This window comes from Cylindrospermopsis sp. CR12 (assembly GCF_001432185.1).
Lineage (GTDB): Bacteria > Cyanobacteriota > Cyanobacteriia > Cyanobacteriales > Nostocaceae > Raphidiopsis > Raphidiopsis raciborskii.
In genome coordinates this window covers 62,636-74,925 of sequence record NZ_LMVE01000006.1, presented here as the reverse complement: position 1 = coordinate 74,925, position 12,290 = coordinate 62,636, and the positions used below count along the sequence as shown (strand labels likewise).

The 12,290-nt window shown below is 41.1% G+C and carries 14 protein-coding genes; 4 read left to right on the top strand and 10 right to left on the bottom strand.

What is annotated here, in order from left to right:
* Positions 1-417: 417 nt before the first annotated feature.
* Entirely contained in the window at positions 418-1,371 is a 954-nt protein-coding gene (locus tag ASL19_RS00685) for a heme o synthase (RefSeq protein WP_006276318.1), read from the bottom strand.
* Between the two features lie 26 nt (positions 1,372-1,397).
* Positions 1,398-2,321: a heme A synthase gene (locus ASL19_RS00680; protein WP_006276317.1), complete on the bottom strand. Its 924-nt coding sequence runs from the start codon at positions 2,319-2,321 to the stop codon at positions 1,398-1,400.
* Between the two features lie 392 nt (positions 2,322-2,713).
* Here ASL19_RS00680 and ASL19_RS00675 point away from each other — a divergent pair, with 392 nt between their 5' ends.
* From ASL19_RS00675 to ASL19_RS00665, 3 genes are all read left to right on the top strand, one after another.
* Entirely contained in the window at positions 2,714-3,718 is a 1,005-nt protein-coding gene (locus ASL19_RS00675; protein WP_006276316.1) for a cytochrome c oxidase subunit II, read from the top strand.
* A 74-nt stretch (positions 3,719-3,792) separates the two neighbouring features.
* Positions 3,793-5,412: a cytochrome c oxidase subunit I gene (ctaD, locus tag ASL19_RS00670; protein WP_057176879.1), complete on the top strand. Its 1,620-nt coding sequence runs from the start codon at positions 3,793-3,795 to the stop codon at positions 5,410-5,412.
* Positions 5,413-5,492: 80 nt separating this feature from the next.
* Positions 5,493-6,110, top strand: coding sequence for a heme-copper oxidase subunit III (locus ASL19_RS00665; protein ID WP_006276314.1), 618 nt, complete (start codon positions 5,493-5,495; stop codon positions 6,108-6,110).
* A 66-nt stretch (positions 6,111-6,176) separates the two neighbouring features.
* Here ASL19_RS00665 and ASL19_RS00660 read toward each other — a convergent pair whose 3' ends face one another.
* The 7 genes from ASL19_RS00660 to ASL19_RS00635 form a co-directional block, all read right to left on the bottom strand.
* Positions 6,177-6,932 (bottom strand): endonuclease/exonuclease/phosphatase family protein, encoded by a 756-nt coding sequence (locus ASL19_RS00660; protein ID WP_235528889.1) that lies wholly within the window; start codon positions 6,930-6,932, stop codon positions 6,177-6,179.
* Between the two features lie 68 nt (positions 6,933-7,000).
* Positions 7,001-7,723 (bottom strand): response regulator transcription factor, encoded by a 723-nt coding sequence (locus tag ASL19_RS00655; protein ID WP_006276312.1) that lies wholly within the window; start codon positions 7,721-7,723, stop codon positions 7,001-7,003.
* Positions 7,724-8,102: 379 nt separating this feature from the next.
* The gene (locus tag ASL19_RS18010) at positions 8,103-8,249 is read right to left on the bottom strand and encodes a hypothetical protein (RefSeq protein WP_181406976.1); all 147 of its coding nucleotides are present in this window, start codon (positions 8,247-8,249) and stop codon (positions 8,103-8,105) included.
* A gap of 32 nt (positions 8,250-8,281) precedes the next feature.
* Positions 8,282-8,911 (bottom strand): ribonuclease H-like domain-containing protein, encoded by a 630-nt coding sequence (locus ASL19_RS00650; protein ID WP_057176878.1) that lies wholly within the window; start codon positions 8,909-8,911, stop codon positions 8,282-8,284.
* Between the two features lie 62 nt (positions 8,912-8,973).
* A complete protein-coding gene (locus ASL19_RS00645) occupies positions 8,974-9,576 on the bottom strand; it encodes a CAP domain-containing protein (protein ID WP_057176877.1) in 603 nt (200 codons plus the stop codon).
* Positions 9,577-9,808: 232 nt separating this feature from the next.
* Positions 9,809-10,501, bottom strand: coding sequence for a pirin family protein (locus tag ASL19_RS00640; RefSeq protein ID WP_057176876.1), 693 nt, complete (start codon positions 10,499-10,501; stop codon positions 9,809-9,811).
* Between the two features lie 18 nt (positions 10,502-10,519).
* Complete coding sequence (locus ASL19_RS00635) at positions 10,520-11,032, bottom strand: CAP domain-containing protein (RefSeq protein ID WP_057176875.1); 513 nt, start codon at positions 11,030-11,032, stop codon at positions 10,520-10,522.
* 76 nt (positions 11,033-11,108) lie between these two features.
* Between ASL19_RS00635 and ASL19_RS00630 the strand changes: the two genes are divergently transcribed.
* Positions 11,109-11,819, top strand: coding sequence for a COP23 domain-containing protein (locus ASL19_RS00630; RefSeq protein ID WP_057176874.1), 711 nt, complete (start codon positions 11,109-11,111; stop codon positions 11,817-11,819).
* Positions 11,820-11,856: 37 nt separating this feature from the next.
* Here ASL19_RS00630 and ASL19_RS00625 read toward each other — a convergent pair whose 3' ends face one another.
* Positions 11,857-12,243, bottom strand: coding sequence for a response regulator (locus ASL19_RS00625; RefSeq protein WP_057176873.1), 387 nt, complete (start codon positions 12,241-12,243; stop codon positions 11,857-11,859).
* Positions 12,244-12,290: the final 47 nt, after the last annotated feature.

The following is a 12,290-nucleotide window of genomic DNA, read 5'->3' as shown; positions in this document are numbered from 1 at the left end:
GAAACCCAACAAACCAACGGCATATATATAAATGCGATTGCTAAGCACTCCATACAGGAGCTCCCCAGGGGATTAACCATAATTGTTTAAATTAACCCCTACCTGGAGACTGTCTGTGGGGGAGACCGGTCTCAAAGCGAAAGTCAGTTTAAAACCGACTAGTTTTGTCGTGGGTAATCGTAGGTTGGGTTGAGGCACGAAACCCAACAAACCAACCGGATATATATAAATATCTTGATCTTGTTTTTTGGCAAAATCAATAAAAAAATTACTTTCTATGTAAAGTGTAATCATTAAATGTTTCTTTCGTTCAGTTTTGTAGTGTCCATTTTTTCATACTTGTGATTATAGAGCTTTTGGAGTCCTTAAAAAGCGATCGCGCCAGACGATCGCTTTTTGTTTGTTTGTGGAAAGTTCCTAACCGACCAAATGGAAAGTGTGGAGGATTGTACTCACCAAATAATGGGTAAAGGGTAAACTATCAATTACCATTCCTAAACACAATAGCATCATGTAAGAAATAGAGTACAAAAACAACTCTTTAGCAATAGTTTTATCTTCTGGATTTTGCAATAATCGCCAGGATTTGTGAAGAAAGATTCCACCCAAAGTCATGGCTATTACCACATAAACAATCCCACTAGCATGTAAGGGATAAAACAACAATACCGTAGAGGTCACAGTAATTACCGTATAAAACCAAATCTGTCGGACGGTGGCTTGATTACCAGCGACAACGGGTAACATAGGAATCCCAACTTTTGCGTAGTCATCCCGAATCATCATGGCCAAAGCCCAGAAGTGGGGGGGTGTCCATAAAAATACAATAGCAAAAAGTAACCAAGCTGCCCAACTCAAGGTATCTGTAACTGCTGCCCAACCTACTAAAGCGGGAATGGCACCAGCTGCACCCCCAATAACAATGTTTTGAGTGCTATGGCGTTTTAGCCAGTGGGTGTAGACTAAAACATAAAAAACAATACCAGAAAATGCTAAAAGTGCAGCCAGTAGATTGGCAAAAACAGTTAATAGGGTAAAAGAAGCTATAGCTAGGGCGATCGCAAAAATTAAAGCATCCCTAGATTGCACCTTACCAGATGGCATAGGGCGGTGACGTGTCCTTTCCATTTCATAATCTATATCCCGGTCATAGATACAGTTAATGGTTTGGGCGCTAGCTGCTGCTAGGGTTCCACCCAAAAGAGTCACTAATAATAGCCAAGGGTCAACTTGTCCTTTAGCGGCGATCCACATACTACCAGAAGTAGTAATCAAAAGCAGCGGAATAATCCGAGGCTTAGTTAACTGATAGTAGCTGTGAATCACTTGCAAAAATGAATCATGGTGACGAGAGACATTAGTCTCAATCATGTTGGTTATACTTCCTTTATCAATTACTAGTTATTTAGGTAACTAGGGTTACTAATACTTCTGTCTCGTAAAGCCAGAACCGTAAAAACTACTAGAGTGCCTAGCAAAGTTGCTCCGACTGCTTGGTGGGTTACGGTGAGAGGTTCAACTTGTAAATGTAATCGGAAGGTGGCGAAACCCAACAGCAATTGTAAAATTAACAACCCACCTGCTAGATTAGCCAATTTTCGCAAAGCGGGATGTAATGCTGGGGTACGCCAGGAAATAAAGACCATGGCCAAAGTTGCTACCGTGGGGGGTAATAAACCAAAAATATGGCTATACATAACACCACACAACTCTTCCCCTGCTAGACATTGATGTAATGCCCAACGAGAACCTACCAAAGCACCTAAAAGACTTTGTAGATAGACCAAAACTGCAGCTGTTAAACCCACCCAAGGAAGTTTGCCTACAGCGCCTGTTCCTTTGTAAGGACTAAGGAATGTACCAATGACTAATAGAGTAGTGAAAAATAAGAGTGCGGTTGCTAAATGGGCAGTTACAATATCAAACCGCAACAATTCAGTCACAGTCAGTCCGCCCAAAACTCCCTGAAATACGATTAATAACAGAGCAAAAGTAGCAGCTCCTGGTAACCATAGAGGTAAAACACGACGATACCACCAACATAAACCTGTCAAGGCGATCGCACTTAACCCAATTAAAGCAGCATCTAATCTATGGAACCACTCCAAGAAGACTTGAAGATTCATTTGTTTAGTCGGCACTAATTCGCCATAACATAAGGGCCAGTCTGGACAAGCCAAACCAGCATTCATTACGCGAGTAGCACTACCTATAGCCATCAAAATCAAAGTGGCTATACAAATTTTCCAAACCAGGCGCCGAATAAGTTCCTGGGGATGATTCGCCTCCTGATTTTGTTGTTCTAGGACAAATTCACTCATGAACGATACCCGATCCACTCTAGAGAATGAAAAAGACACATACCTACACCTTAACCTATGGGTCAAGATTGCCAGATGGGCTTTCCTTTATAATTTGAATCCTCCAGGGCTATCTTGACTGTAAGATTTAGGCATTTTTTAAGATACCGATAATTAGTTGTTGACAAATTTGCCAACTTTTGGCTCAATTTTTGCGGATTAGAGACCAAGTGGGGATAAATTAGCCAATTTGCTCAAAAAATAGCACCTTATGTTGCCATAATGCTACTAGAAGCAACATGAGAAAAACTTAACAAAAATTTTAGACATCGCGACCCAATCTTCTCATAGCTGCACTACCTTGGTATATGGGTTACTAAATAAATTCAATCAAGTAAAACCTCAAATAAGCCGTGAAAATTCCAAATTCCATCTGGACATTACTCATTGGCATCGCTCTCACCTTAACTAGTCTCTGGTACGGTCAAAATCATGGGCTGTTACCCACAGCAGCAGCAGATGAAGCTGTATTAATAGACGGTCTGTTTGATGCGATGTTAACTGTCTCTATAGGGATATTTCTCTTGGTCGAAGGTATTTTAATCTACTCAGTATTTAAATACCGTCGGCGTGCGGGTGATAACGAAGACGGTCCAGCTATTGAAGGTAACATTCCTCTGGAAATACTTTGGACAGCAATTCCAGCAGTGATAGTCCTGGGCATTTCTGTATACAGTTTTGATGTATACAATCAAATTGGGGGATTAGATCCTCATGGAGGCCATAATGCTCCCATCATGGAGGAAGCTAAGGTTATGCCGGGTACTGCTATTGCGGCTACTCTCAGTGACAAGCCAGTAAATAGCCAAAATTCCCCCACTTCCATGGAAATTGCCCAGGCAGAAAATACATCCAATGAAGCGGAACCACTAGTGGTTGAAGTCTCAGCTTTACAATACGCTTGGATATTCACCTATCCAGATGCGGGGATAACCACAGGTGAAATTCACGTCCCTGTGGGTCAACAAGTACAGATGAAGATGACAGCTAATGATGTAATTCACGCCTTTTGGGTTCCAGAATTTCGTCTGAAACAAGATGTAATCCCCGGTAGGGAAACTCGAGTCCGCTTCACTCCCAGAAAAGAGGGAACCTATACTGTGGTTTGTGCAGAATTATGTGGCCCCTACCATGGCGCTATGCAAACTCAAATCGTAGTAGAGTCAAAACAAGCCTTTGATACCTGGGTTCAGGAACAGTTAATGGCGGAAAAAGAAACTATTAATCAGGCGATCGCCGTGAATCCCTCCGCTATGTCAGCTGATGAATTTCTGTCCCCCTATATGCAAAAGATGCATATTCACCCAGAAAGCTTAGGAATAGGAAAGGTACTTTTAGAATCTTTCTCAAAGTCATAGCTGGTAAAGATATGGCTTAAATATATCGGGAGAAAACACCTTTTGAACTTCCTAAATGGAAAGCCCCTATAACTATGACACAAGCTCAATTACAAGACACTTCTCACCTAGCCATACCCCATGAAGAATTGGGGGGAAGAAAGTGGTGGGAATTTTTTACTTTTAATACCGACCACAAGGTAATCGGGATTCAATATCTAGTGACATCGTTTATTTTTTACTGTATTGGTGGTGTCATGGCAGATTTAGTCCGGACAGAATTACGGACTCCAGAAGTAGATTTTGTTACACCAGAAGTTTATAACAGTCTGTTTACTCTCCATGCCACAATCATGATTTTCCTCTGGATAGTTCCAGCGGGAGCAGGTTTTGCTAATTATCTGATTCCTTTGATGATTGGAGCTAGGGATATGGCTTTTCCCCGCTTGAATGCGGTGGCTTTCTGGATGATTCCTCCTTCAGGTATATTATTAGTTGCTAGCCTAGTGGTGGGTGATGCTCCAGATGCTGGTTGGACCTCCTATCCTCCCCTGAGTTTAATGACCGGTGAGGTGGGTGAAGCCATTTGGATTATGAGCATTCTGTTACTAGGTACATCCTCAATTTTAGGAGCAATTAATTTTTTGGTCACCATGCTGAAAATGCGTGTTCCTAGCATGGGGATTCATAAAATGCCCCTGTTTTGCTGGGCTATGTTGGCAACTTCTGCTCTAGTTTTATTATCTACACCTGTTTTGGCAGGAGCCTTGATTCTACTAGCTTTTGATTTGTTAGCAGGAACTACCTTTTTTAATCCCACTGGTGGTGGTGACCCCGTAGTTTACCAACACATGTTTTGGTTCTACTCCCACCCAGCGGTGTATATTATGATTCTGCCATTCTTTGGCGCAATTTCAGAAATTATACCAGTTCATGCTCGCAAACCCATTTTTGGTTATAAGGCGATCGCCTATTCTTCTCTAGCGATTAGTTTTTTGGGTTTAATTGTTTGGGCCCACCACATGTTTACCAGTGGTGTTCCCGGTTGGTTACGGATGTTCTTTATGATCACGACTATGATCATCGCCGTGCCCACGGGGATCAAAATCTTTAGTTGGTTAGCAACCATCTGGGGAGGCAAAGTGGAATTAAATACTCCCATGTTATTTGCTATTGGTTTTGTGGGTACTTTCGTCATTGGTGGTGTCAGCGGCGTAATGTTAGCTTCTGTCCCTTTTGACATTCACGTTCATGACACCTACTTTGTAGTTGCCCATTTGCACTATGTACTGTTTGGTGGTAGTGTGTTGGGGATTTTTGCCGCTATTTATCATTGGTTTCCCAAAATGACAGGGAGAATGATGAATGAGTTTTGGGGTAAGGTTCACTTTGCTTTAACTATTGTTGGGTTAAATATGTCCTTTTTGCCCATGCATAAATTAGGACTAATGGGTATGAACCGTCGTATTGCCCAATATGACCCAAAATTCACCACCTTAAATGAAATATGTACATACGGGGCTTATATTCTAGCTGTTTCCACTTTACCCTTTATTATCAATGCTGTATGGAGTTGGTTATACGGGCCCAAAGCTAGTAATAACCCTTGGCGTGGTCTGACTTTAGAGTGGATGACCACCTCCCCACCAGAAATTGAAAACTTTGAAAAACTACCCGTTTTAACCACAGGTCCCTATGATTACGGCGTGAAATAAAACGAAACCTAAATTTTGCAGCAATTGTAGGGGAAAGGGGGAATTAACTAGCAATTACCAATTTAGTACCGTCAAAATTTATGCAAAGTCAAATTGTGGACACTGCTGAACTTACACCAAATCATCAGCTTCATGTGGATGGTCATCATGAAGCACACCCGGATTATCGTTTGTTTGGTCTGGTTGTCTTTCTCATTGCTGAGGGGATGATTTTTATGGGTATGTTTGGAGCTTATCTAGCTTTCCGCTCTACCTTATCTATATGGCCACCAGAAGGTACACCTGAATTAGAACTATTATTACCAGGTGTGAACACTATAAATTTGATTGCTAGCAGTTTTGTTATGCACAACGCTGATACAGCAATTAAAAAAAATGATGAAAAAGGTATGCGTATATGGTTGGCTATTACTGCTGCCATGGGAATAATTTTTCTGTTTGGTCAAGTTTATGAGTATACCCATTTGGAATTTGGTCTAACCACCAATCTTTTTGCCAGTGCATTCTACGTCTTGACTGGTTTCCACGGTTTGCATGTTACCTTGGGAGTCTTGCTAATTTTGTCCGTTTTGTGGCGATCTCGTCATTCTGGACACTATAATAGTCAAAGCCATTTTGGTATAGAAGCCGCGGAATTGTATTGGCACTTTGTAGACGTGATCTGGATTGTTTTATTTGGATTACTTTATTTACTGTAAGTTACATTTTATAGCCCTAGTGAACGCTATAGCGCTCTATCTAGGGCTATGCAGGGTTTTCGGCTTTTAGCCTCCAGTAAGACCTAATTTGACAATTACCGGAAAATGATCCGATGGCCATATACCCTCCCATTGCTGATCGTCAATAATGACCTGATTAATTTGCCAACGGCGATCGCAATATATTGTATCTCTAGGATCCCAAGCTTGACCTGTAAAGTCGTGGAAGGTTTTTTGTGATTCTACAGGAAGATTGCCCAGAGCATCTTTAATTCTATAATTATCAGCGAGAATAATTCTTTCCAAACTTCTAGGACCAGCGTTAAAATCCCCTGTTAACAATAAATAGTCTTCCCTGGGAAAATTCATTAAGCGCAAACTCACTAAACCCGCACCCAACTCCCTAGCTCTACTAACCTCATGATCTAAATGAGTATTCATGATAGTCAGAGAAAAACCTAAATCCTCCGCAATAAAATTGGCCCAAGTGACCATTCTGGGTAAACGAGTTCCCCAAGTAATACTACCGGGGATTTCTGGGGTGTCACTCAGGTAAAAATCCTGGGTTTCCCTCAGCTGCAACTTTCCCCTCTTATAGAAGATCGCGCAGTGTTCACCTTTTCCTGTTCCAGTGCGATCGCCCCCCACAAATTCATAGTCTGGTAAAAGTACCTGTAAATCCCTAAGTTGATGAGGTTGACCCTCCTGGGTTCCCCATAACTCAGGTTGATAATGTTGGATCATACAGGCGATCGCCCCTACACGTTTTTGCCAACACCTCTCACCCGGATCTGGTTTGTCGCAGCGGAGGTTGAAAGTCATAACTGTGATTTGCATTACACTACTTAGGTAAATCCCTAGGGAATAATATATAACAAATATATTATTCCTCAAATTGAAACTCTATTATGTTCAGGAGATTCAAACTTGTAACCATAACCACGTACTGTTTTAATAAACTCTGGAGTGCTAGAATCAACCTCCATTTTTTTACGCAGTTGACCGATATGAACATCAACAACCCTTCCATCACCCACATAGTCACACCCCCAAATTTTTTGAATTAGCTGGGGACGACTCCACGCTTGTCCGGGGTGACAAGCCAAAAAATGTAAAATATTAAACTCTAAAGCAGTTAAGGCCAAAGGTTTATCGTTGAGTGTGACTTCCCGACCTTCTGGGTTGATTGCTAACTGTTTAAAAATAAGGCGTTGTGATTGAGTGGGTTGAATATAACGTATGCGTCTTAGGAGAGCATCTACTCTAACTTCTACCTCCGCTAGACTAAATGGTTTGGTCATAAAATCATCCGCACCACCAGCTAGGACTTTAATTTTGTCAGTTTCATCATTACGACTGGTGAGCATAAGAACTAAGACATTGGTTCGACTTTGCATATCCTGACAAAGTTTGTAACCATTTACATCTGGTAAGTTCCAGTCTAATATCACCAGAGATGGATTAAACTGCTCAAACAATGCCATAGCACTTTTACCATCAGCAGCAGCTTCTGTCTTATATTTTCGACTTAAAAACCGATGAACAAGATTTCTGACACTGAAATCGTCATCTACAACCATAATCTTGGGAATATTTGTAGCGAGGTTATCCATAGTCTCATGCAGTTTATTAATTGGGCCTTTTTGTAGTGACAGATGGTTTTCCTGTTTTTTTGTGATTTTTGCTCCACATACCCAAAAATATTAATTTCCCTCTGATGCGGTAGGAACAATATTTTATTATTGGTATAATTGCTATGCAATTAGCGTTTTCCCTGAACTTTAACCAACTACTACTTTAACCGCCAAAAATTGTATCGTGAATGTGTGATTTTGGGATTTTTTTGATTTTTTTTTGTATAAAATATTATTACCGGTCACATTGCTGGAGGGTTGATAGTTTTGGTAACTTTGAGTGCAAACGCAGTTTCGATAACAGATAGGGCGCATCCATACTGAGTTTCCCATAGGGCGATCGCTCTTCTTTAACAAATCACCCCCGAATCACCGTAATCATTCTGCCATCTGGACTCTGGGCAATTTCTGTGAGGTTTTTGATCTGGGGGATGCGCTCTACAGACGAGAGCATATAGTGAAGGTTGGGCTTACAGGGACCTGCGGTGTTAAAGTGTTTTCTCATTTCCAGTTTTAGCAATTTCTAACAGTCTATGACTAGTGTTCAAATAGTTCTTTAAACTGCAAAAGATCCAAAGAAACTAAAGTAGGTAAAAAACTAAAACACTCCTGTGCCAATTGCCAACGTTCTTCTCTTTGCAACATGTGAGAAAGTTTTTGTTGCAAACTGATCAGATAGCGCACATCATTAGCAGCATAGCTTAGTTGAGCATCAGATAAACCCAGCGGATTCCCCCAGTCCGAACTCTGAGAACTTTTATCCAATTCTACTTGCTCTAGCTCTTGTACAAGCTCTTTCAATCCATGACGGTTTGTGTAAGTACGAGCCAGCTTACTGGCAATTTTCGTACAAAAAACAGGTTGGACATGAATTTTCAGGTTGTGACGCAAAGTGGCCAGATCAAACCTGGCAAAGTGAAAAACCTTGACAACATCGGTTGATTCTAGAAGTTGTTGTAGGTTAGGAGCGTGGGTTTGTCCCTTAGCAATGCGGACAGCAGTCACCTTACCTTCAGGGTTACATAGTTGAACCAGACAGAGACGATCTCGCTGTGGTAGCAAACCCATAGTTTCTGTATCCACAGCTAAAGCATCTGACCTTAAATATTCCGAGAGGGTAGGGTAGTCTAGATCCCCATCAACTACCTGAAAATCATCTAGTTTCATGATTTTTCACCAAAACATTTACAAAACAATTACCTTATGTAATAATCTTATCAGAAAATTGCTTAAAAACCTGGGGATCTGGAGGAAATTTTTCGGGAGTACCTGTGGGGTGTATTGATAAATATTTGAGTCAGATAAACTTCACCTTTATCATTTTTAGCTACTCCCACCCCTGTCAGTTCAAACTTCCCTCGAATATTTCGCAAATGTCCCGGACTATTAAGCCAACCAATTATTGCTTGTTTTGCTGGTTCATTATACCCTATGTTAAATGCCACATTTTCCGCAGCATTATTATATTGCAAATGGATGGATTTAACCCGTTGCTCAAAACCATGATGGCTAAATTTTACCGTACCATTAGCCATATTTTGACTATGAATTCTTGCCTGTTTAGTGATGTTTAAATTCAAGGTTAATTTTGATAATCCTTGAGCAACACGATACTGATTAATTTCTTCAAAAACCAATTTTTCTAACTTGTTATTCTCATGCTTATTACTCTCATTATTCTGGTGGGAAGCAACAGCTCGGGTAGAACCATTAAATGAGGGAGCAGATGAGATTTTTTTAGTAACATTACTAGCGGAAATAGCATCAGTTACCAATCCACTGGTAAGGACAAGTGTAGTTAAACCAATTCCGAAAGCAGTTTGTCGGAACATAGAGAAATCCCCAGATAGTGTATGAGTTTGTTGGACATATACTCTATCTTTCAATGCTCAAAAGAACTACCAGGAAGGATACTTCCAGTATATGTCTATGGTGGATGGTACTTTTGGTGCTATCCTCAATACATTCTCAACTACAAAATATATAAAAAACAGTATCTTGTGACAGATACCTGAATAGTTTATGGGGAAAATTAGGTTAGAAATTGATTAACAGATTAAGGTCTCATGATGATAACATAGGTACTTCCATCACCAACAGCTCGGATTGTTGAAAGACTTGAATGTGCAGATCTTCCTCCAGTCCCAGTCCATCCCGAGGAAATAGCTCTTTGCCATTGACGTTTGCAAATCCTGATATTACGAACACATACACACCTTGACCTTTTCCGTGCAACTTATATTCCACACTAGTTTCTTCTAGATCTGCCAAAGAAAACCAAGCATCTTGATTGATCCCTAGTCCTTCACCATCAGGAGAAACCACTGTTTGCAACTTTTGCCTGCGATCAACAGGATTGAAGGCTTTTTGTTCATATCTAGGCTGAACACCTATCTTCTTGGGTAAGACCCAGATTTGAAGGAGTTTGAGATCCTCGTCACCATCGTTGAATTCCGAATGGAGGATACCTGTTCCTGCACTCATGGACTGAATCTCCCCCTTTTGCAGCACTTGAGAGTTTCCCATACTATCTTCGTGTCTAAGAGAACCTTGAAGAGGTATGGTCACAATTTCCATATCCCTGTGGGGGTGGGTAGCAAATCCCCCACGAGCAGCTATATGGTCATCGTTGATGACGCGAAGAGCCCCAAATCCCATACGAGAAGGATCATGATAGTTGGCGAAGCTAAATGTGTGTTTCGCTTTAAGCCACCCGTGGTCTGCCATACCCCTGGTGTTTGCTCCATGGTAAATCATTGGAAACCTCGCCAAAATTTATCTTGATTTTAAAAAAACCTGGGTGAAAAAAATTTCCCCTTTATTATTGACCGCAACACCAATACCAGTTAGGGTGTAATCACCTCGGATGTTTCTTAAATGTCCTGGACTTTTTAACCAACCTCGAACTGCAGTAGTAGCAGGATCTTGGACTCCTTGATTATAAGCCACATTTTCCGCTACAGCACGGTAGGTAATGTTAATTGCTTTAACTCGTTTATCAAAGTCTTGATGACTAAAGGGAACTTTGCCACTAGCCATGTTTTGACTGTGAATCCTAGCTTGGTTATCAATGCTAGGGTTACGGGTTAGGGTAAGTAACTTCTGATTAACACGATACTGATTGATTTGTTGGAAAACTTGAGTTTCTAAGTTGGCGCTATTCAAATTGTTCTGAGCTAATTTATAGCTGTTATTGATTAGAAAGGATGGAATTAAGTTAGTTACTCCACCATTAGTAGATGCAATTAAAAGCCCTGCACCAATAGCCGAAATACTTATTTTTAACATAATTCTTTAAATCAACTTTAGTTGTATGCTACTATAGTAAGGTGAATCCTAACCATATTACCAATTCTGACAACTTATGGCTAGAACTATTCTCTCTTTACACCTGTCCTTATTTGCTTTATTGATTGGTAACTCAATCGCTTTTGGACAAACTGGTGTAGTTGTCCCCACCGTACCCTCAGACTCAACCACCCCATCTAATCCCCCATCCAGCACACCCACCCAAATACCGAGTCCCAATAACTCCAGCACCACTAGGTTCAGTTGTCAATACTATGATGGTAAATATACTGTTATGTATCAACCCCAAAGTCAACCGGGACGATTTTTTGCCTGGGCCATACCCCAGTCCTTGGGTGCTGGTTGGAACCCTCAAAACCGCTGTCAGGCGATCGCCAGTCGTCTAGAATTATATCGTCCTGATGGTTTGCAAGAGTTGCAAATTGCCAGACAAAATAATGAGAATATTATCTGTGTTACCACTGAAGCTGTTTCTACCTGTCGCATAGTTTTAACAGTACCACGAAGCAAGGATCCCTATGCTGTCCGCAGCAGCATTTTTAGTAACCTAACTGCTGCAGACCAGGGACAGCAGACTATTGGCGTGAACACTTATACCAACTCTCCTAGAAGATCGGGTAATAATCCCCATTTCCGGGGGGGAATTAACTTAAAACCCTTTTTGTCCATGGAAGATGGTGGAACAGGTACTAATCTCAATAATGGATTATTAATTCGCAGTCGGACTCCAGGAAAAACCATTTTAAATCCACGCCTATTTCGTTGACACTCCCCGGTCCAAAGACACGGGGATTCTACATTCATCATTGTGATGAATTGTCCCACGCCAAAATTTCCCGCACTTGTTTCCAAATGATTAGGGGATTAAAGGGTTTACTGATTACCCCCGCCACACCCATATTGCTAAAACGTTTCTTGTCCAAAGACGATGTCTTGGCAGTAAGTAAAATTACTGGTATGGATTTAGTCAATGGGTCAGACTGTAACTGATCCCACACTTGAAAACCATCCGTATCAGGCATTGTTATGTCCAATAATATAGCATCTGGCAATTGGGATCTAGCCTTTTCTAGCGCCTCCTGCGCGGTAGCAGCTAAACTAGTCCGCCAACCGGCAAATTTTTCTAAAGAAATACGGACAACTGCACGAATGTCTTGCTCATCATCCACGATCAAAATATGTTTAGCCATGATCCGACTAGTTGCTACACAAAAGGTTCTCTTATATCTTGGGTTTA